Here is a 19,435-nt window from a genome sequence, read left to right on the forward strand (position 1 = left end):
AACGATAAAAAATCGTTACTTCTTCTTACGCACATACAGGACCAGATTGTGGTCCACCAGCTCGAAGCCATGCTCGGCTACGATTTCGCGCTGGCGCTTCTCGATTTCGGCATCCATGAATTCGATGACTTCACTGGTATCCACGTTCACCATATGGTCGTGGTGACCGCCATCGGCCAGCTCGAACACTGCGTGGCCGCCGTCGAAGTTGTGGCGAACCACCAGACCCGCCGCTTCGAACTGGGTCAGTACGCGATAGACGGTGGCCAGGCCTACGTCCTCGCCTGCTTCCATCAGTGCCTTGTAAACATCCTCGGCACTCATGTGACGCTGCTCGGTGGAATCGAGCATCTGAAGGATCTTGACTCGAGGCAGGGTCACCTTGAGACCGGCTTTGCGTAATTCGCTATTTTCAACCATGGTCAGCTTTCTCGCCGATGCTGCTTCGCAGCTTCTCTTAATACGGGTATGATCGGGGTTTACGTTGTCCAGCCAAGATAGTGGAAGTCGCCCACCGATGCAAAACACCAAGCTCTTGCTAACCAGCCTCACCCTAGTGGGACTGCTCGCACTCGCCGGTTGCTCGTTTCCCGGGGTTTACAAAATCGACATCCAGCAGGGCAATGTCGTCACGCAGGACATGATAGACCAATTACGCCCGGGAATGACCCGCCGGCAAGTAAGGTTTATCATGGGCAACCCGCTGATTCAGGATACCTTCCACACCAACCGTTGGGATTACCTGTACAGCCTGCAGCCTGGCGGTGGTAAACGCCAGCAAGAGCGCATGAGCATCTTCTTCAACGAGAGCGACCAACTGGTCAGCTTGTCGGGCGACTTCATGCCAGGCGTCAGCCGCGACCAGGAAATCCTGGGGGGCAGCAGCGACACCACAGTCAGCCCGGCCACCGAGCCAGGCCAGACAGCGCAGCCAGCAGCTCAGCCTGAAGAAAAACCAGCTAAGCCAGGCTCGGTGGAAGAGTCCATCCAGCGCGAAATCGACACCATCGAGACCACCCCGGTCCCGACGCCGGCTCCGTTGGAAACCCGCTAAGCGGGAACAGCAGTCACAAAAAAGCCCGGACCTGGTCCGGGCTTTTTGTTTTCGCCGTATCTGTCAGGCATGCAGTTGCTTGGCACGCTGGCAGAAAGCATCGACCAGCGTGTTGGCCGCCTGATTGAACAGCGGGCCCAAGGTGGCGCGCACAATCGGCCCGGCATAATCGAAAGACAGGTCCAGGCTGATCTTGCAGGCCTTTTCACCCAGCGGCTTGAACACCCACACGCCATGCAACTGCGTGAACGGCCCCTCCTCAAGGTTCATCTCGATAGACTGCCCCGGCACCAGCACGTTACGCGTGACGAAGTACTGACTCATGCCGCCCTTGGCCACCTCGAGCTTGGCGTGCATGTGCGTGTCGCTGGCGTCGATCACCGTCGAGGCCGAGCACCACGGCAAAAACTCTGGGTAGCTGGCCACATCGTTGACCAGATCATAGAGCGCCTGGGCGGGGTATGGCAGCAGGGCGGAGCGTTGAATATGGGTTGTCATCCAGGCGTCACTTCCAAGGCTGGGTGGCGGCGCTTCGCAGCGTGCCGAAAACAGGTTCTGTCACCAAGACAGGCCCGTATTGTCCGGTATTCATTGCAGTGGCTCAAGCACACCGAAATCCCATAGCGGACGACGCACGGACTTGCCTATAATGCCGCCCCTATGGCTAAGCAAAAAAAACATCCGACCGGGACCATCGCGCAAAATAAAAAAGCGCGACACGATTACTTCATCGAACACAAGTTCGAGGCCGGGCTGGTCCTGTCCGGCTGGGAAGTAAAAAGCCTGCGAGCTGGCAAGGCGCACCTCGTTGACAGTTACGTGCTGCTCAAGGACGGTGAAGCCTGGCTGTTCGGCAGCCACATCACCCCGCTGACCACTGCCAGCACCCACGTCATCGCCGACCCCATCCGCACCCGCAAGCTGCTGCTGAACAAGCGCGAGCTGGAGCGGCTGGAAGCGGCTGTAGCGCAAAAGGGCTACACCTGCGTGGCGTTGTCGCTGTACTGGAGCAAGCACCTGATCAAGTGCGAAATTGCGCTGGGCAAGGGCAAGAAGGAATACGACAAGCGCGACACCGTGCGCGAACGCGATTCCAACCGCGAGCTGCAGCGGGTCGTGCGGAACAAGGGCAAGGAAGACTAATTAGTCTTTAGCCTGTTCCGGCCTCTTCGCGGGCACGCCCGCTCCCACAGGGATCGCGCCAGGTCCAAACCCGGCGCCCATCCTGTGGGAGCGGCGTGCCCGCGAAGAATCCAGCACCGATCTCAGCGCCCGCTGCGCCGCTCTGCCCGCGCCACCCGCTGCGCCTCTTCGTGTGCCTCTTGCAGCACCTCCTGCACATACAGAATGTGCCGGCTGGACACCTCCCGCGCATCCTCCGCCCTGCCCTCGACAATCGCCAGGTACAGTTCCCGGTGCTGGCTGATCAGCATGTCCCGGGTTTCGGTGCGTTGCTGGTACATGCCACCAATGTTGGTCACCACGTTGCGCTTGAGCAGGTCGAACAAACCACGAATGGTGTGCAGCAGCACCGCGTTATGGCTGGCCTCGGCAATCGCCAGGTGAAAGCGTGCATCGGCCACACCCTCCTCCGCCCGAGTGACTTCATCGACCCTGCTGTAGCAGTCCTGCAACGCATCGAAGGCCGCCTTCAAGCGTGCCCGGTCCGGCTCGGTGGCACGCTGGGCGGCGTAATAGGCACACGACGCCTCCAGGGTATGGCGAAATTCAAGTAGGTCGCGCTGCGCCTCGGCACTGTGCTCGAGCAACTGCAGCAATGGGTCGCTGAAGGTAGAGCCCAGTGACTCGGCAACAAAATTGCCGCCGCCCTGGCGGCTGACCAGCAGCCCTTTGGCCACCAGCTTCTGGATCGCCTCACGCAGTGACGGGCGGGACACGCCGAACTGCTCGGCGAGGGCGCGTTCGGCCGGCAGCCGCTGCCCCGAGGTCAGCGTGCCTTCCAGAATCATCCCTTCCAACCGATCGACGATGTCGTCGGACAGGCGCCGTTGGCGGACCTGATCAAAAACCATCACATGCTCTCCACAAACCCCCGGCAAATTTCAGGGGCGCCTATTCTCGCCGATCCAGGCCGCGCAAACATCCATCAAGCCGCGATTTTGCCAGCGCATCAGGCGCCCGCTCATCGGCACGCGACCAAAGTTTTGCACAGGACAAATTGACACACCCACGACAGCGCTTTTAACCTAGCGACCAGCCATTGTAAATTGGTCTTACCAATTATCCAATGCCAGTGCTGACCAACAACAATTAGGGGCCACCCCATATGCAAACCTGGCAACAACTCTATAGCCCGCTTGGTAGTCTTGGCTTGTCCGCACTGGCGGCAGTCATCCCTATCGTGTTCTTCTTCCTTGCCCTCGCCGTGTTCCGCCTGAAAGGCCACGTAGCGGGCAGCATCACGCTCGCGCTGTCGATCCTGGTGGCGATCTTTGCCTTCCAGATGCCTGTCGACATGGCCCTCGCTGCCGCGGGTTATGGCTTCCTCTACGGCCTCTGGCCAATCGCATGGATCATCGTTGCCGCGGTGTTCCTGTACAAACTCACGGTCAAGAGTGGCCAGTTCGAAGTGATCCGCAGCTCGGTGCTGTCGATTACCGACGACCAGCGCTTGCAAGTGCTGCTGATCGGCTTCTGCTTCGGTGCCTTCCTGGAAGGCGCGGCGGGCTTCGGCGCCCCCGTGGCAATCACTGCCGCGCTGCTGGTGGGCCTGGGCTTCAACCCGCTATACGCCGCCGGCCTGTGCCTGATCGCCAACACCGCACCGGTGGCATTCGGCGCCTTGGGCATCCCGATCATCGTGGCCGGCCAGGTCACCGGCATCGACGCCTTCCACATCGGCGCCATGACCGGCCGCCAGCTGCCGCTGCTGTCGCTGTTCGTGCCGTTCTGGCTGGTGTTCATGATGGACGGCCTGCGCGGCGTGAAGGAAACCTGGCCTGCCGCCCTGGTCGCCGGCCTGAGCTTCGCCGTTACCCAGTACTTCACGTCGAACTTCATCGGCCCTGAGCTGCCCGACATCACCTCGGCACTGGCCAGCCTGATCAGCCTCACCCTGTTCCTGAAAGTCTGGCAGCCAAAGCGTTCGTTCAGCGAAGCCAAAGGCAGCGTCGGCGCAGCCGTTGTGCAATCAAGCGGCAGCCAGCCAAGCCCTTACAGCTTTGGTGAAATCTTCAAGGCCTGGTCGCCGTTCCTGATCCTGACCGTACTGGTCACCATCTGGACCCTGAAGCCGTTCAAGGCAGCGTTCGCCCCGGGCGGTGCCATGTACAACTTCGTCTTCAACTTCGCCATCCCGCACCTCGACCAGTTGGTGATCAAGACCGCACCGATCGTTGCCGCGCCCACTGCCATGCCAGCAGTGTTCAAGCTCGACCCGATCTCTGCCACCGGCACCGCGATCTTCCTCTCGGCGCTGATCTCCATGGCGGTGCTGAAGATCAACTTCAAAACTGGTCTGACCACTTTCAAGGAAACGTTCTGGGAGCTGCGCTGGCCTATCCTGTCGATCGGCATGGTGCTGGCCTTCGCCTTCGTCACCAACTACTCGGGCATGTCCTCGACCATGGCCCTGGTACTGGCCGGCACCGGCGCCGCGTTCCCGTTCTTCTCGCCGTTCCTTGGCTGGCTTGGCGTATTCCTGACCGGCTCGGACACCTCGTCCAACGCCCTGTTCAGCTCGCTGCAGGCCACCACTGCGCACCAGATCGGCGTCAACGACACCCTGCTGGTAGCGGCCAACACCAGCGGCGGCGTGACCGGCAAGATGATCTCGCCGCAGTCCATTGCCGTGGCCTGCGCCGCCACCGGCCTGGTGGGCAAGGAATCCGACCTGTTCCGCTTCACCGTCAAGCACAGCCTGTTCTTTGCCACCATCGTCGGCCTGATCACCCTGGTCCAGGCTTACTGGCTGACCGGCATGCTGGTTCATCACTAAAGTGAAAGGGGCCGGGCGCCATTGCGCGCCCGGCACTCCCCACAAGCAACGCTGCGAGAATCCATGATCATTTCTGCCTCTACCGACTATCGCGCCGCGGCCCAACGCAAGCTGCCTCCCTTCCTGTTCCACTACGCCGACGGCGGCGCCTACGCCGAGCACACCCTGCGCCACAACGTGTCGGACCTGGCCGGCATTGCCCTGCGCCAGCGCGTGCTGAACAACATGTCCGAGCTCAGCCTGGAAACCAAGCTGTTCGACGAAACCCTGAGCATGCCGGTGGCCTTGGCCCCGGTCGGCCTCACCGGCATGTACGCGCGCCGTGGCGAAGTGCAGGCGGCGCGTGCAGCCGCGGCCCATGGCATCCCGTTCACCATGTCTACCGTGTCGGTGTGCCCGATCGAAGAAGTGGCCCCGGCGATCAACCGGCCGATGTGGTTCCAGCTGTACGTGCTCAAGGACCGCGGTTTCATGCGCAACGCCCTGGAGCGGGCCAAGGCCGCCGGGGTCAAGACCCTGGTGTTCACCGTCGACATGCCCGTACCCGGCGCCCGCTACCGCGATGCCCACTCGGGCATGAGCGGCCGCAACGGCCCGCTGCGCCGTGTGCTGCAAGCCATGACCCACCCCGAATGGGCGTGGGATGTCGGCGTGATGGGCCGCCCGCACGACCTGGGCAACATCTCCAAGTACCGCGGCAACCCCACCGGCCTGGCCGACTACATCGGCTGGCTGGGCAACAACTTCGACCCGTCCATCTCCTGGAAAGACCTGGAGTGGATCCGCGAGTACTGGGACGGCCCGATGATCATCAAGGGCATTCTCGATGCCGATGACGCCCGCGATGCGGTCAAGTTCGGCGCCGACGGCATCGTGGTGTCCAACCACGGCGGCCGCCAGCTCGATGGGGTGCTGTCCAGCGCCCGCGCCCTGCCGGCAATTGCCGACGCCGTCAAAGGCGATCTGAAAATTCTGGCCGACTCCGGCATCCGCAGTGGCCTCGACGTGGTGCGCATGATCGCCCTGGGCGCCGACACCGTACTGATCGGCCGCGCCTTCCTCTACGCCCTTGCCGTGCACGGCGAGGCCGGGGTGAAGAACCTGCTGGAGCTGTTCGAGAAGGAAATGCGCGTGGCGATGGTGCTGACCGGCGCCAAGTCGATCAGCGAGATCACCCGCGACTCGCTGGTACGCGAACTGGGCGCCTGACCGCCTGCAAGAAACACCGCCTGATTGACCCGGGGCATGTGGCGCACAGACGCCACGGCCCCGCGAGGAGACTGCATGAGCTTGCCCGCCGCGTTTCTGCGTGATGCCGAGCGCCTGATACCCGCCGAACGCCGCTTCGACGACCCCACGTCCACCTTGGCCTTCGGCACCGACGCCAGCTTCTACCGGCTGATCCCCAAGCTGGTGGTGCGCGTCGAGTCCGAGGACGAAGTGGTCGGCCTGATCAAACTGGCCCAGCGCGAGCGGGTGCCGGTCACCTTCCGCGCAGCCGGCACCAGCCTGTCTGGCCAGGCCATCACCGACTCGGTACTGATCGTGCTCGGCGATAACTGGAACGGCCGCGAAATCCGTGGCCAGGGCGAGCAGATCCGCCTGCAACCGGGCGTGATCGGCGCCCAGGCCAACGCCTGGCTGGCCCCCTTCGGGCGCAAGATCGGCCCCGACCCGGCGTCGATCAACGCCTGCAAGATTGGCGGCATCGTTGCCAACAACGCCAGCGGCATGTGCTGCGGCACCGCGCAGAACACCTACCACACCCTGGCCGGCCTGCGCCTGGTGCTGGCCGACGGCACCCGCCTCGACAGCGAAGACCCGGCCAGCGTCGCCGCCTTTGAAAGCAGCCACGCCGAGCTGCTGGAATCGCTGGCCCGCCTGGCCCGCGAGACCCGCGCCAACACCGCGCTGGCCGAGCGCATCCGGCACAAATACCGGCTGAAGAACACCACCGGCCTGTCACTGAACGCACTGGTGGACTACGACCAACCGCTGGACATCCTGCAGCACCTGCTGGTCGGTTCCGAAGGCACGCTGGGCTTCATCAGCGCCGCCACCTACGACACCGTGCCTGATCACCCGCACAAGGCCAGCGCCTTGCTGGTGTTCCCCAGCGTCGAAAGCTGCTGCCGCGCGGTGCCCGTGCTCAAGCAGCAGCCGGTATCTGCCGTGGAACTGCTCGACCGCCGCAGCCTGCGCTCGGTGCAGAACATGCCCGGCATGCCGCTGTGGGTAAAAGGCCTGTCAGACAACGCCTGCGCCCTGCTGATCGAGTCCCGCGCCGCCAGCCAGAGCCTGCTGCACGAGCAACTGCGCCAGGTGATGGCCTCGATTGCCGACTTCCCGCTGGAACAGCAAGTGGACTTCAGCGAAGACCCAGCCGTGTACAACCAGCTGTGGAAAATCCGCAAGGACACCTTCCCCGCCGTCGGCGCCGTGCGCCAGACCGGCACCACGGTGATCATCGAAGACGTGACCTTCCCCGTCGAGCAACTGGCCGAAGGCGTCAACCGCCTGATCCTGCTGTTCGACAAGCACCGCTACGACGAAGCGATCATCTTTGGCCATGCGCTGGAAGGCAACTTGCACTTCGTCTTCACCCAAGGCTTCAACAGCGCCGCGGAAGTCGCCCGTTACAAGGCGTTCATGGACGACGTGGCGCAACTGGTGGCGGTGGAGTTCGGCGGCTCGTTGAAAGCCGAGCACGGCACCGGGCGCAACATGGCACCATTCGTGGAACTGGAATGGGGCCATGACGCCTACCAGTTGATGTGGAAGCTCAAGCGCCTGCTCGACCCCAACGGCATCCTCAACCCCGACGTGGTGCTGAGCGAAGACCCTGACATCCACCTGAAAAACCTCAAGCCGCTGCCAGCCGCCGACGAAATCGTCGACAAGTGCATCGAATGCGGCTTCTGCGAACCGGTGTGCCCGTCCAAAGGGCTTACCCTCAGCCCGCGCCAGCGCATCGTCATGTGGCGGGACATCCAGGCCAAGCAACGTGCCGGCATCGACACCCGCGAACTGATGCAGACCTACCAGTACCAAGGCCTCGATACCTGCGCCGCCACCGGTCTGTGCGCCCAGCGCTGCCCGGTCGGTATCAACACCGGCGAGCTGGTGAAGAAACTGCGCAGCCAGGCCGCCGAACACACCAAGACCGCCGACTGGCTAGCCGAGCACTTCCACACCGCACTGGGTGGCGCCCGCCTTACCCTCACGGCCGCCAACACTGCACGCAAGCTGCTCGGCGCCCCGCGCCTGGGCCGCCTGAGCGCCTCGCTGAGCAACGCCAGCAAAGGCCGCCTACCCCAGTGGACCCCGGCCATGCCACAACCCCTGCGCCCGATCAGCTTCGGCCCGGCCAGCAACGACGCACGCCCCCGCGTGGTGTACCTGGCAGCCTGCGTGTCACGAGTGATGGGCCCGGCCTATGCCGACCGCGAGCAAAGCTCGCTGCTGGACAAAACCCGCGCCCTGCTGGAAAAGGCCGGCTACCAAGTGGTGTTCCCCGACAACGCCGACAGCCTGTGCTGCGGCCAGCCCTTCGCCTCCAAGGGCTACCCCGAACAGGCCGAGCACAAGCGCCAGGAGCTGATCACCGCCCTGCTGCACGCCAGCCGCGGCGGCCTTGACCCGATCTACTGCGACACCAGCCCCTGCACCCTGCGTCTGGTGCAAGACCTGGGCGAAACCCGGCTGGACCTCTACGACCCGGTACGCTTCATCCGCACCCACCTGCTCGACCGCCTGGAGTTCACCCCCCAGGACGAGCCGGTGGCCGTGCACGTGACCTGCAGCACCCAGCACCTGGGCGAAAGCCAGGCCCTGATCGACCTGGCGCGGCGTTGCAGCAAACAGGTGGTAATCCCCGAAGGCATCCATTGCTGCGGGTTTGCCGGTGACAAAGGCTTCACCACCCCCGAACTCAACGCCCACTCGCTGCGCAGCCTGAAGGACGCGGTGCAGTATTGCAGCGAAGGCATCTCCACCAGCCGCACCTGCGAGATAGGCCTGTCGAGCCACAGCGGCATCGACTACCACGGCCTGGTCTACCTGGTAGACCGCGTCACCCGCCCACGCAGCATCTAGGCCGGGAGCGGTTCGGCGTGGGGGTTGCAGCGCCTGGGAGATCGAGCACCGCGCGGGCGGCGCTCGATCTTCCAGGCGCCGCGCATTCCAAGGCGAACCCAGCAGCCACCCCGGTCCCACTGCCAATCAATCCCTCCCCCATCCCGATTGAACCCCCGCCAATCCCCCACAGTCCACCCTACAGGCCCACCTTCCAGAGGCCCCAGAGGAGACACCCATGAAAGGTACCGCGCTTTCGGCCCTGTTCGCGGCCGCCACCCTGCTGGCTTCGCCGGTGTTCGCCGCCGATGACCTCTGCACCACCAACCTGCAAAAGATCGACGACAGCATGGCCACCGCCGGCGCCACCTCCGAAGGCCTGGACAAGGCCCTCACCGAGCACGTCGACAAAGCCAAGGCCGCCCAAGCTTCGGGCGATACCAAGGAATGCATCGCCATCACCAGCAAAGTGCTGGAGCGCCTGGAAAAAACCGAAAAAGGCAGCAGCTCCGGCAGCGGCGGCGGCGGCGCGTGAGCCTTGATGCGGGCGACAGGACCGGCTGTCGACGTCGCCCGCGCAATGGCGTATACTCCATCCCACGTGCCGTAAGGTGCGTTAGCGTAACGCTAGTGTGGGGCCGATTAGGATTCGACGCCGGTAGCGAAACTCTAGGTGCATGCCGAGTTGGTAACAGAACTCGTAAATCCACTGTTGCAACTTTTATAGTTGCCAATGACGATAACTACGGCGCGGAGTACAAGCTGGCTGCGTAAGCAGTCTTCTTGACCCGTTGCTTCTGGTAGCTTCGGCTCCAGCAATCACTAGGGGATGCCTGTAAACCCGAACTGATTGTCATACAGAACAGGATCGTCGCGTAGCACGTTGTGGGCGAAGTGACTAAAACTTACACAACTCATCCAAAGCACCCTGCCCGTCGGGCGGCTGCGGATTAAATCAGTAGACACGGCTACGCATGTAGTACCGACAGCGGAGTACTGGCGGACGGGGGTTCAAATCCCCCCGGCTCCACCAAATCCAAAGAAGAAGACGCCCTCGGGCGTCTTTTTTTGTGCCTGGATTTTGGGCCCTGCGGGCCGAAAAATCGGATTTACCCCCTTTCTTGTAGGGCGTTTCCCAAAGATACTCCCAGCGCCTGTTTTCCGTTGCGGTCATTTTTTCGGGGTTTTAGTCTCGGTGGGTCGTTGCTCATCAACGGCATGACTTTGACAGGTCGCGACGGTAAACAACAAAACGGCTCGTCCTTATGGCGGCTGTACGTGCGGGCACGCTTGCGTGCGCCGGAACTTGTTGTTTCCGCCGGTCTGTCAACCCGCGTACAGCTGCCACCCTCTGTTTGACAGCAGATGGTGACGGCCCTGAAATGGAAGCAATCATGTTGAAGATAGTCCCCGACCCACCCCACCACCTCCACTCCCTGGAAGACACGATCATGATGGCCACGGACTACGCACTCTGCGCAGAAGCCGTAGCCCAGCAGGCGATGCTGATGCAGCCCAGGTCGCCCGCATCGGTGTTGATCATGGCCTCGATGCACGAGCTCGAAACCCTGCGCCGATTGCTCGAATCAGCGCTGGTGCAAATACAGCAGCCAGCGAACCCGCAACCGATGCACTGATTCGCATATCGAGCAGAAAACCTGTGGGACCCCGGCTTGCCGGCGACAGGGCCAGCCCAGGCAACCACCAGACCAGGGAGATTGATCAATGCCCACCGAAGACACGAACTGCACCGTCGGCAAAACCATCTTCTTTCAAGGCGAAAACCAGACTCACCCACTGTTCCGCATCGAACCCGGCATCCCTTGCCAGAACGCCCGCGAACAGGCCTCGGAACTGATGGGCTACGCGCGGGACCTGACTATTGATGGCCTGATGGAAGACAAGCCCAAGCTGATCTGGGCTGCGCACTACCTTTGCGCTTTGGGCAAAGCGCTACTGGATGATGCCGAACTCGGCATGATGCGTTGAAACCCAAACCGCTAGGCCTACCAGCCGCCGCCATCTGACCTAGGTGGCGGCCATATCATGGTAGGGCGGAAAGCGCTCTTTCAACCGTTCAATCGTTGATCGCCACTTCGGCGTTCCAGGCCGACACACCCTATTTTGATTACTTATTTTGACCGCAGGTCAGTCCCCCTCCGCCTTCTTGTGCTTACGATAACGGGAGAGCGAAACACCCGTTTGGCGCTTGAAGTAGCGACACAAGTACGATGCGTCGGCGAAGTTCAGTTCCTCGGCCACACGGCCAATAGATAAGTCACTGTACGAAAGAAGAGCCTTGATTTCCAAGGTTACCTGCCGATCGATCAGGCCCTTGGGAGTTTCATTGAAAAACGCATTGGTCAACTGCGACAGGTAGAACGGTGTGATATTCAGTGCATCGGCATAGAACTTCACATCTCGGTAGCGGCGGCAGTGTTTGCCAATCAACTCCCAGAAGCGCCAACAATGCATTTCCTGCCGGTTGAAGCCACTGTTTTCTATGGGAGTGGCTGGCAATTGCTCGGCTATTTTCAAAAAGAGGTTCTGCAGCTGATTGCGCAATATGATGCGTTGGTATGTGGGACAAGTCTGCGCAACGTTACGCATCTGTGCCACCCACCCCTCTACCAGCGGCATGTCGTCCTTGGATGGAACGCAATGAGGGTGGTCATGCAGAAATACGAACAAGCTATTTGGCAGCGGGTAGGCTACCTCCGCTGCAAAATTTTTCGGCATCAGGCAGAAGAAAACCTTGAAGCGGCGCGAGCGACGTTTGAGCAAGGCAATAGTGTCCTCAGCTAGCAGCATCACACCACCGCGCCTGACCGCATGCTCTTTGAAGTTGAGAGTGAAGTGGGCACTACCGGAGAGGCACACCAGCAGCGTCAAGTAAGCATGACCGAAGGAGAGCGGCAAACCACGCCCTTCCGCTAGCGTGGTTTCTCCCATCCGCATCGGATCGTCAGGAACGGAGAGCTTCGGAATGTGATGCATAGTGCCTCAGCGCTACAACAAACAGTAGCCATCATCGTATCACTGCGTGGCGCGATTGTTTCGAAAAGTACCGAAGAAGCCGAGTTACTGGCATGTACCGATGCCCTGTCTCCCAATACTCTATCCCGAACACACCAATCCACTACGAGTACAGGATATGACACTTAAAACAGAACGACTCTTGCTGCGCCCGTGGCAAGACACAGACGCCGCTGATCTATACGAATATGCCAAAGACGCCCGAGTCGGCCCCATCGCTGGCTGGCCCCCGCACACCAGTGTGGAGAACAGTGCCGACATCATCCGCACAGTCTTCAATCACCCAGAGGTGTACGCGGTCGAATTGAAGGAAAATCGCCGTGCTGTGGGTTGTGTGGGCATTCTCATAGGCAGCAACAGCCATTTTGAAATCAGTGAGCAGGAAGGGGAAATAGCCTACTGGATCGGTGTGCCGTACTGGGGCAAAGGCCTGATTCCGGAAGCAGTGCGTGAAGTGATGCGACATGCTTTTGAAAACCTGAGCCTCAAAGCACTATGGTGTGGTTACTTCGCCGACAACATCCAGTCCCATGCTGCTCAATCGAAGTGTGGCTTTCGCTTTCACCACACGGAAGAAAACAAATATAACCCATTCCTCCAAGACTACCGAACAGAACACATTAGCCGTATCACTTACCAAGAATGGCTAGGACATTCGAAAGAGTAAGAACACAAACCAAAGGTACCGCCAGGAGAAAACTCAGGAGACGCTATGGAAATCTCACTCGCCCAAATAACCCAACAAAACTATGAGGTAATTTGTGAACTGGAGGTCACTGAGGAGCAGGAGGACTACGTGGCTAGTAATACTTGGTCGCTCGTTGAGGCTGCATACAACCCAGGTTACTTCACACGCGCCATCATAGCGGATGAAGAGCCCGTGGGCTTCTTTATGTGGGTGCAGGAATCAAAAGAAAAAGTCTCCATCTGGCGCTTTATGGTAGACAAAGAACATCAGCAGAAGTCCATCGGTAGAGTAGCCCTGGGTCTCGCCCTGCAGGAAATAAAACAGATCGAAGATTTGAAAGAAATTGAAATTTGCTACAACCCCAACAACATCGTAGCCAAAGGGTTCTATTCCAGCTTTGGGTTTGTCGAGGTTGGCATGGATGTAGACGGCGAGGATATGCGGGCGAGGATCATGATTTGATCGCCAAATACAATCTGAGCGACATTCCGATCCCTCCCTCTCGACGCTCAAGCAGTTGCCGCTGAGCTCGCTGCTGCCGTTTTCCTTGGTGCTTACACCCAGGGCAGTTACCCCTACAGGCATCTTTGCAGACGTCAGTGTTTTGCACACCTGCAGGGGCTGATTTGCTCGAGAACACGGACGGAGTCCGTGCCCCCTACCCGCCTTACCAGCTGTAACTCACCTTCGCCGTAACCTCACGCCCCGGGTTGTAGTAATTCGCCGTCCCCGACCCCACCACATGCTGCTCGTCAAACAGGTTGCTGACATTCAGGGCAAGGTCAGTCCCTTTGGCAATCTTGTAGTTCAAGGCCGCGTCAAACAGCGTGGTACCGTCGCTCTTCTTGGTGTTGGCAGCATCCATGTAATAACCACCAACGTACCTGGCACCCAGACCAACGCTCACATCAGTGTTGGCAATGTCGTAGTAGCTCCACAGCGAAGCCGTATGCTTCGGCGCCACAGTGAATTCCTTGCCCTTGAGCGAACTGCCGTCATACAGCGCGCCGCGCAGCACCTCAGTTTCCATGTAGGAATAGGCACCGATCAGGCTGAGGTTTTGCGTGACTTGCGCCTTGGCTTCCAGGTCCAGGCCGCGGGCACGTGACTCGCCCACCGTCTGCTGTTCGATGATGCCGCTCGGCAGCACGACGGCGATGGTGACGTTTTCCTGGGTCAGGTCATAAACGGCAGCAGAGAACAACGCATCCATGCCCAGTGGCGAGTACTTCACACCCACTTCGTACTGCCTGCCGGTCTGCGGCGTTACGCCAACCTGCGGGGGCGAAACAGATTCCACCATGCTCACATAAGTGGAGACTTCATCGTTGACGATGTAAGTCAGTGCACCACGGTAGGACGTTTCAGAGAAGTTGTCGCTTTGCTTGCTCACCCCGCCGACGTACTCCGTGCTGGACAGGTCCATGGAGTCATTACGCACACCCGCTGTAGCGATCAAGCGGTCATGGAAGGACAGGTTCTGCTGCAGGAACACGGCCTTGGTGGTGGCGTCGTTCTTCTTGCGGGTATAGGGCGTGATGCCGCCCGGCACGCCGGTGAACACTGGGTTGGCGATATCGATGGAGGGCGCCAGGCTGTATACGGAGCTCTGTTTGGTGGTGGAGTCGAGGTATTCCACACCCACCAGGGTGCTGCTGTCGATGTGCTCGAACTGGGCATCGTATTGCAGCATCAGGTTGCCGTTGAGCTGATCGGCATCGCTGTCGGTGCCGAACACGTAGCGCGGTATGGTGGTGCCAACCCGCGAAGCGCTGTCGCTCAGGTAGACATAGCCAAAGTCATCGCTCAACTCGCTGTAGCGCAGGTTGCCGCGCAGCGTGAAGCCATTGTCGAAGTCGTGGGTGATGTTGCCGCTGAGGCTGGTGCGCTCGACATCGTGGAAGTTGTAGCCGGGCTCGCCGTAGAAATCGCTGCGGTCGTATTCCTTGTCCAGTGGGTAGCCACCGCTGTTTGGCGAGCTGTTGGTCTTCAGGTAGTCGAGGATCACGGTAGCCGAAGTGAAGTCGGTAGGCGCCCAGGTCAGGCCGCCCATCACGAACCGGTTATCGTCCTGCGAGTGGTCGTACTCACGGTCGCTGTTCTGCATCTTGGCAGTGAAGCGGCCAGCCAGCGTCTGTTCGTCGTTCAGGGCGTCGCCTACATCGATACCGGTTTCGGCATGGTCATACGAGCCGTAGGTGACATAGCCCTGGCCAAATTTTTCGAAGCGCGGCTGCTTGGTCACGAAGTTGACCGAGCCGCCTGGGTCTGCCGGGCCGAACAGGGTGGAGTTGGCGCCGCGCAGAATTTCGATGCGCTCATAGGCGAACGGGTCTTCACGCACACCGCGCATCGAGCTCAAGGTCAGGCCGTCACGGTAAGTGGTGGCCTGGAAGCCGCGGATCTGGAAGTAGTCGTTGCGGTCGTCCGAGCCGTAGAAGTCGCTGACCACACCAGGGGTGTATTGCAGCGCCTCTTCCGTGGTGCTGACGCTGCGCTGCTGCATTTCCTTGTTGGTCACTACCGACACGGAGGCTGGCGTGTTGAGGATGCTGGTCGCCACCTTGCCACCCACCCACAGTTCCTTGGCAACCACCGAGTTGGTGTCATCGTCGGCACTGGCCTTGACCTTGGCGTTGATGATGACGGGCGCCAGGCGGTAGTCCTCGGTCGCGCCCAGTTCCAGCGGGCCGGTCGGCTTTGGCTGCGGTACCACCAGGTAAGCACTCGGGCCTTGCTGTTCAGCCTGAAGCTCGGTCCCCTGCAACAACGACGAGAGTGCAGCCGACGTACCCAGCGCACCCTGCACACCCGCCGTGTTGCGGTTGGCTACGCTCTGTGCGTCGAAGGACAGGCTGATACCGGCCTGGCGCGCAAAGTGGTCAAGCGCCGGGGCCAGTGGGCCCCCAGGAATATTCCATTGCTGGACCTGGTTGTTGCGCTCAGCGGTTGCCTCTTGTGCAAGCGCAGGCAGCGCAGCGCTGCTGACAACCAGGCCCAGGAAAGCAGCGTGCACAGCACGGCTCAATGGATGGCGCTGTGAAACCGGGGTCAAACTCATTTTCTCGCTCCGTAGAGGGGTCGGCGGGCTGGCCTGTATTCCGGCCTTCTCTACAAGCCGAACGAGAATGAGAAAACACCTCATTTATTTTTCGGATAGCTGGAGGCACCACATCGCGGGCGCTTCCAGCACTTAAACCTTATTCACTATCGCGGCTCGCAAACGGGTCAAACTCGGGGTCGTTCAACTTCAGGATGTGGTTCTTGATGGCATAACCGGCCAGCTCGATGTATTCCATATAGAAGTCTTTACCCAGTTGCCGCAGCGGTGAGCCCTTCAATGATTCAGCGACAGCTTTTAACGTTATGGTCCCGGATTGTTCAGCGATGATTTCCACACTGCGCACACGCTTTTCAGGGTGGTCATAGGGCTTCTGGTACCAGCTCGCGATCTGATACTGGATATCCTCTCTTTCCAGCGCCTGATACAGATGGCTGGCAAACGCGATGCTGGTTTCGCGAATCAGGCCCGGGTCGATATCGCGCTTTTCAAGTAGCGTTTCAGTGGGTTGGTAAGCAACATAAAGCAGGTCGGCGATGGTGAAGCCCGGCATCGGCGGAAAAACGCCTGGCGGTAGTTGGTCCGCCGGGATTGATAGCTGGTCGGAATAGTCGTCGTTGTGCACGGGAAGCTCCTTGCCTCGGTGTAGTTTTACTGGCCAGCGCCAGCATCATCCACGCGCCATTGCTGGCGCGCAGTGAAATGACATTTTCCGGTTGTATTAGTTGCGCGCAAGGGTGAAATAACCGCGGTCAGCTACCTACTCATCCGAGTGCGGTTTCAAAGCGGTTTCGCCGGTGTGGATACAGGCCTTTTACAGGGGTTGGCTTTGCGCCAGTAGCGTTTCCTGCGTAGCGGGCAGCGGGCGGCTCAGCAGCACGCCAACCACCACCGCGAACACCAGCGCTGCAAAGCCCGCAACCTGCAACACGGCCTCGAAGCCACCCATGAACGCCTGGCGGGCCAAGGGTGCCACCGCTTCACGCAAGCCCGGATCAAGCAGCGCCAGGGCCGCCTGCAGGTCGCCCGCCGCTACCCGCGTGGCCATCGCAGCAACCTGGCCCACTTGCGATGGCGCTACGGCAACCAGGGCTTCGTGAAGCAATTGCCCGCTGCGGGCGGCCAGTACGCCCCCCAGTAAACCGATAGCCAGGACGATGGCCCCGAAGCGCGTAGTTGTACTTAACCCGGAAGCCATCCCGGTACGCTGGCGTGGCACACAAGCCATGATGTTTTTCTGGGTGTCGCCATTTAGCAGCCCGGCACCCGCCCCCAGCACCAAGCTGGCCAGGGCAAAGGCTGCATAGCCGCCAAACCCGGCGGCCCAGGCACACAGCAGGTTGCCCACCCCCACCAGCACCAGGCCCAACGCAAACACCTGCGCCGGGCTCAAGCGGGTGGCCAGGCGCATGCCCAGCCGCGGCGTCACCAACATGGCGATGGCGAACGGCAACATGCCTGCGCCAGCGGCCAGGGCCGAAAGCTGCAGGCCGTTCTGCAGGTACAGCGGTAGCAAGGTCATCATCACCTGGGCGCAAGCGGCGTACGCGAACATGCCCAGCAGGGCGCCGACGAAACGCCCGCTGCGCATCAGCCGCAGCTCGATCATCGGCCGTGCCTGGCTGCGCTCGACCATGACGAACAAGCCGAACAGGAAGGCGCTGATCACCAGCCGCCCAAGGGTTTGCGCGCTGCCCCAGCCCACCTGGTTGGCATCGATCATCGCCCAGATCAGGTAGCCCAGGCTGCCGGCGAAGGTCAGGCTGCCCCATGGGTCGAGCCGGGCGGCGTCGGTGTCGCGAGATTCTTCGACACTGCGCATTACCATCACGGCAAGCAGCGCAACCAGCGGCAGGTTGATGTAGAAGATCCAGCGCCAACCCAGGGTGCTGGCGATTATGCCGCCCAATAACGGCGCAAAGGTGATGGTGGCGCCCATGCAGGCACCCCAGAAAGCCCACGCGCGCATGCGCTCCTGCGGCTCATGAAAGCGGTTGCCGATCGCGGCCAGGGCCGAGGTCAGCAACAACGCAGCCCCAACACCCTTGGCGGCCCTGGCCAGGTCAAGGAACAGCAGGTTGGGCGCGGCACCACACGCCAGCGAGGCCAAACCGAACAGCACCAGGCCGAGCAGCAGCATGCGCCGCCGGCCAAAACGGTCGGCCAGGCTGCCGGCGGGCAACAGGCAGGCGGCGAAGGCCAGCAGGTAGGCGCTGACTACCCACTCGATATCGGCGAACGAGCCGGACAGGTCGCGGGCGATGCTGGGCAGGCTGACCGCGACGATGTTGGTGTCGAGAATGATCAGGGCACAGACCAGGGAGGCAGTGAGCAGGGTGAAACGTGCAGAGGGCATGATGGGGCTCCGGAAGCTGAGCGGGCTGGCTCGGAGGTACTGTCAGCTTGCAGCATCGCCGGGGCTGCTTTGCAGCCCATCGCAGGCAAGCCAGCTCCCACAGGTTTTGCGTAACCTCCGAAAGCGCTGCAGCCCCTGTGCAAAGCGGTACCCTGCAATTGCACAGGCAGGCTTTGCCGCCAAGCCACCAGCCTTGTAGTGTTGGCCTTACCATACCGCCGCCTGCGCCAAGGCTTGTTAGCCCCGGCGGCCCGCGTCATTACCCTGCAGGTAACACCTGATGGAAATCCGCCATTTCCGCTATTTTCTCTGCGTCGCCCGCCACGGCCATTTCACCCGGGCCGCCGAGCAGTTGGGCATCGCCCCGCCCACCCTCAGCCGGCAGATCCAGGACATGGAACGCGAGCTGGGTGTGCGCTTGTTCGAGCGCAGCCAGCGCGAGGTCAACCTGACCGCCGCCGGCCAGGCGTTGTTGATCGAGGCGGAGCACGCCGTGCGCCAGTTCGATGCGGCGCAACTGGGCGCACAAAGGGCCGCCCGTGGCGAAAGCGGGCGTATCGAACTGGGCTACGTGGCCTCGGCCGCCTACTCGGGCATGCTCCAGCAGCACGTCAGCCGCTACAGCGAAACCTGCCCTGGCGTGCGCCTGAATATCCGTGAACTGCCCATGGCCGAACTCCCCGGCATGGTCCGCGACGGCTTGCTCGACCTTGCCTACGTGCGCTCACCGATGGAGCTGCCAGACGAACTGGAAGCCATCGCCCTGCACCAGGAAGGTTTCGTCCTCGCCCTGCCCGCCAGCTCGCGGATCAACGAAGTACCGCAGATCCCGGCCTCGCGCCTGGCCAACGAAACCTTCATCCTGCCCGAGCAGATTTCCGGCACGCTGGAAGTGGCCGCGCAAGGTGGTTTCGTCCCCAGGCTTGGCCCACAACCCGGCAGCCTGGTGGCCGTGATTACCTTGGTATCCCTTGGGCAAGGCATTGCCGTAGTCCCGGCATCGGTGGTGCAGCGCATCAACCTGCCGCAGGTGAATTACCGGCAGATCGTCGATTGCCAGGCCAGTTCGTGGCTGAGCCTGATCCACCGGCGGTTCGAAAAAGCGCCGGCAGTGATGAGGTACATCGAGATGATGAAGGCCTGACCGTCGCCCTGAAAAACAAAGGGCACCCTCCTCGGGTGCCCTTCGCCTTACCGCCCGGTGAACT

18 protein-coding genes and 1 other RNA gene are annotated in these 19,435 nt (G+C 61.2%); 12 read left to right on the plus strand and 7 right to left on the minus strand.

Annotated elements, in window-relative coordinates; all coding sequences use genetic code 11:
• Positions 1-15 precede the first annotated feature (15 nt).
• The gene (fur, locus tag MRBLPB4O_RS24350; RefSeq protein ID WP_003249922.1) at positions 16-420 is read right to left on the minus strand and encodes a ferric iron uptake transcriptional regulator; all 405 of its coding nucleotides are present in this window, start codon (positions 418-420) and stop codon (positions 16-18) included.
• A gap of 97 nt (positions 421-517) precedes the next feature.
• Here fur and MRBLPB4O_RS24355 point away from each other — a divergent pair, with 97 nt between their 5' ends.
• A complete protein-coding gene (locus MRBLPB4O_RS24355; RefSeq protein WP_016501653.1) occupies positions 518-1,054 on the plus strand; it encodes an outer membrane protein assembly factor BamE in 537 nt (178 codons plus the stop codon).
• Positions 1,055-1,117: 63 nt separating this feature from the next.
• On the opposite strand, the gene MRBLPB4O_RS24360 is transcribed toward MRBLPB4O_RS24355, so the two are convergent.
• On the minus strand, positions 1,118-1,552 hold the full coding sequence (locus MRBLPB4O_RS24360) for a type II toxin-antitoxin system RatA family toxin (protein WP_016501654.1): 435 nt from the start codon (positions 1,550-1,552) through the stop codon (positions 1,118-1,120).
• Between the two features lie 162 nt (positions 1,553-1,714).
• Between MRBLPB4O_RS24360 and smpB the strand changes: the two genes are divergently transcribed.
• A complete protein-coding gene (gene smpB / locus MRBLPB4O_RS24365; RefSeq protein ID WP_016501655.1) occupies positions 1,715-2,197 on the plus strand; it encodes an SsrA-binding protein SmpB in 483 nt (160 codons plus the stop codon).
• 122 nt (positions 2,198-2,319) lie between these two features.
• Here smpB and MRBLPB4O_RS24370 read toward each other — a convergent pair whose 3' ends face one another.
• Positions 2,320-3,087: an FCD domain-containing protein gene (locus MRBLPB4O_RS24370; protein WP_341796829.1), complete on the minus strand. Its 768-nt coding sequence runs from the start codon at positions 3,085-3,087 to the stop codon at positions 2,320-2,322.
• 254 nt (positions 3,088-3,341) lie between these two features.
• On the opposite strand from MRBLPB4O_RS24370, the gene MRBLPB4O_RS24375 reads away from it, so the two are divergent.
• The 7 genes from MRBLPB4O_RS24375 to MRBLPB4O_RS24405 all read left to right on the plus strand — a co-directional run bounded on the left by MRBLPB4O_RS24375 (position 3,342) and on the right by MRBLPB4O_RS24405 (position 11,075).
• On the plus strand, positions 3,342-5,012 hold the full coding sequence (locus tag MRBLPB4O_RS24375; protein WP_341796830.1) for a lactate permease LctP family transporter: 1,671 nt from the start codon (positions 3,342-3,344) through the stop codon (positions 5,010-5,012).
• 63 nt (positions 5,013-5,075) lie between these two features.
• Positions 5,076-6,221 carry an FMN-dependent L-lactate dehydrogenase LldD gene (gene lldD, locus MRBLPB4O_RS24380; RefSeq protein WP_043202589.1) on the plus strand — a complete coding sequence of 382 codons (1,146 nt, stop codon included), beginning with the start codon at positions 5,076-5,078 and terminating at the stop codon, positions 6,219-6,221.
• 75 nt (positions 6,222-6,296) lie between these two features.
• Positions 6,297-9,107, plus strand: a complete 2,811-nt coding sequence (locus MRBLPB4O_RS24385; protein WP_341796831.1) for an FAD-binding and (Fe-S)-binding domain-containing protein — start codon at positions 6,297-6,299, stop codon at positions 9,105-9,107.
• A 217-nt stretch (positions 9,108-9,324) separates the two neighbouring features.
• Positions 9,325-9,621 (plus strand): hypothetical protein, encoded by a 297-nt coding sequence (locus MRBLPB4O_RS24390; RefSeq protein WP_016501659.1) that lies wholly within the window; start codon positions 9,325-9,327, stop codon positions 9,619-9,621.
• 99 nt (positions 9,622-9,720) lie between these two features.
• Positions 9,721-10,119: a transfer-messenger RNA gene (gene ssrA, locus MRBLPB4O_RS24395) on the plus strand.
• A 361-nt stretch (positions 10,120-10,480) separates the two neighbouring features.
• Positions 10,481-10,723, plus strand: coding sequence for a hypothetical protein (locus MRBLPB4O_RS24400; RefSeq protein ID WP_341796832.1), 243 nt, complete (start codon positions 10,481-10,483; stop codon positions 10,721-10,723).
• Positions 10,724-10,811: 88 nt separating this feature from the next.
• Positions 10,812-11,075: a DUF3077 domain-containing protein gene (locus MRBLPB4O_RS24405; protein WP_341796833.1), complete on the plus strand. Its 264-nt coding sequence runs from the start codon at positions 10,812-10,814 to the stop codon at positions 11,073-11,075.
• Between the two features lie 159 nt (positions 11,076-11,234).
• Here MRBLPB4O_RS24405 and MRBLPB4O_RS24410 read toward each other — a convergent pair whose 3' ends face one another.
• Positions 11,235-12,083, minus strand: coding sequence for a helix-turn-helix transcriptional regulator (locus MRBLPB4O_RS24410; protein WP_341796834.1), 849 nt, complete (start codon positions 12,081-12,083; stop codon positions 11,235-11,237).
• A gap of 157 nt (positions 12,084-12,240) precedes the next feature.
• Here MRBLPB4O_RS24410 and MRBLPB4O_RS24415 point away from each other — a divergent pair, with 157 nt between their 5' ends.
• Positions 12,241-12,789, plus strand: coding sequence for a GNAT family N-acetyltransferase (locus tag MRBLPB4O_RS24415; protein WP_341796835.1), 549 nt, complete (start codon positions 12,241-12,243; stop codon positions 12,787-12,789).
• Between the two features lie 45 nt (positions 12,790-12,834).
• The gene (locus tag MRBLPB4O_RS24420; protein ID WP_341796836.1) at positions 12,835-13,272 is read left to right on the plus strand and encodes a GNAT family N-acetyltransferase; all 438 of its coding nucleotides are present in this window, start codon (positions 12,835-12,837) and stop codon (positions 13,270-13,272) included.
• Positions 13,273-13,477: 205 nt separating this feature from the next.
• On the opposite strand, the gene MRBLPB4O_RS24425 is transcribed toward MRBLPB4O_RS24420, so the two are convergent.
• The 3 genes from MRBLPB4O_RS24425 to MRBLPB4O_RS24435 form a co-directional block, all read right to left on the minus strand.
• Complete coding sequence (locus MRBLPB4O_RS24425) at positions 13,478-15,871, minus strand: TonB-dependent siderophore receptor (protein WP_341796837.1); 2,394 nt, start codon at positions 15,869-15,871, stop codon at positions 13,478-13,480.
• Positions 15,872-16,010: 139 nt separating this feature from the next.
• Positions 16,011-16,496 carry a hypothetical protein gene (locus MRBLPB4O_RS24430; RefSeq protein WP_341796838.1) on the minus strand — a complete coding sequence of 162 codons (486 nt, stop codon included), beginning with the start codon at positions 16,494-16,496 and terminating at the stop codon, positions 16,011-16,013.
• Between the two features lie 189 nt (positions 16,497-16,685).
• Positions 16,686-18,227, minus strand: a complete 1,542-nt coding sequence (locus tag MRBLPB4O_RS24435) for an MFS transporter (protein ID WP_341796839.1) — start codon at positions 18,225-18,227, stop codon at positions 16,686-16,688.
• Between the two features lie 280 nt (positions 18,228-18,507).
• Here MRBLPB4O_RS24435 and MRBLPB4O_RS24440 point away from each other — a divergent pair, with 280 nt between their 5' ends.
• A complete protein-coding gene (locus MRBLPB4O_RS24440; RefSeq protein ID WP_341796840.1) occupies positions 18,508-19,371 on the plus strand; it encodes a LysR family transcriptional regulator in 864 nt (287 codons plus the stop codon).
• Positions 19,372-19,435: the final 64 nt, after the last annotated feature.

The sequence above is a fragment of the Pseudomonas sp. LPB4.O genome, assembly GCF_038383825.1.
Taxonomy (GTDB): domain Bacteria; phylum Pseudomonadota; class Gammaproteobacteria; order Pseudomonadales; family Pseudomonadaceae; genus Aquipseudomonas; species Aquipseudomonas putida.

Bases quoted from the DNA above. Each gene is read 5' to 3' on its own strand.
- MRBLPB4O_RS24405 (WP_341796833.1), top strand. From the start codon at position 10,812: ATGCCCACCGAAGACACGAACTGCACCGTCGGCAAAACCATCTTCTTT.
- MRBLPB4O_RS24440 (WP_341796840.1), top strand. From the start codon at position 18,508: ATGGAAATCCGCCATTTCCGCTATTTTCTCTGCGTCGCCCGCCACGGC.
- MRBLPB4O_RS24355 (WP_016501653.1), top strand. From the start codon at position 518: ATGCAAAACACCAAGCTCTTGCTAACCAGCCTCACCCTAGTGGGACTG.
- lldD (WP_043202589.1), top strand. From the start codon at position 5,076: ATGATCATTTCTGCCTCTACCGACTATCGCGCCGCGGCCCAACGCAAG.
- MRBLPB4O_RS24390 (WP_016501659.1), top strand. From the start codon at position 9,325: ATGAAAGGTACCGCGCTTTCGGCCCTGTTCGCGGCCGCCACCCTGCTG.
- MRBLPB4O_RS24420 (WP_341796836.1), top strand. From the start codon at position 12,835: ATGGAAATCTCACTCGCCCAAATAACCCAACAAAACTATGAGGTAATT.
- MRBLPB4O_RS24385 (WP_341796831.1), top strand. From the start codon at position 6,297: ATGAGCTTGCCCGCCGCGTTTCTGCGTGATGCCGAGCGCCTGATACCC.
- MRBLPB4O_RS24400 (WP_341796832.1), top strand. From the start codon at position 10,481: ATGTTGAAGATAGTCCCCGACCCACCCCACCACCTCCACTCCCTGGAA.
- smpB (WP_016501655.1), top strand. From the start codon at position 1,715: ATGGCTAAGCAAAAAAAACATCCGACCGGGACCATCGCGCAAAATAAA.
- fur (WP_003249922.1), bottom strand. From the start codon at position 420: ATGGTTGAAAATAGCGAATTACGCAAAGCCGGTCTCAAGGTGACCCTG.
- MRBLPB4O_RS24410 (WP_341796834.1), bottom strand. From the start codon at position 12,083: ATGCATCACATTCCGAAGCTCTCCGTTCCTGACGATCCGATGCGGATG.
- MRBLPB4O_RS24415 (WP_341796835.1), top strand. From the start codon at position 12,241: ATGACACTTAAAACAGAACGACTCTTGCTGCGCCCGTGGCAAGACACA.
- MRBLPB4O_RS24370 (WP_341796829.1), bottom strand. From the start codon at position 3,087: ATGGTTTTTGATCAGGTCCGCCAACGGCGCCTGTCCGACGACATCGTC.
- MRBLPB4O_RS24435 (WP_341796839.1), bottom strand. From the start codon at position 18,227: ATGCCCTCTGCACGTTTCACCCTGCTCACTGCCTCCCTGGTCTGTGCC.
- MRBLPB4O_RS24375 (WP_341796830.1), top strand. From the start codon at position 3,342: ATGCAAACCTGGCAACAACTCTATAGCCCGCTTGGTAGTCTTGGCTTG.
- MRBLPB4O_RS24360 (WP_016501654.1), bottom strand. From the start codon at position 1,552: ATGACAACCCATATTCAACGCTCCGCCCTGCTGCCATACCCCGCCCAG.
- MRBLPB4O_RS24425 (WP_341796837.1), bottom strand. From the start codon at position 15,871: ATGAGTTTGACCCCGGTTTCACAGCGCCATCCATTGAGCCGTGCTGTG.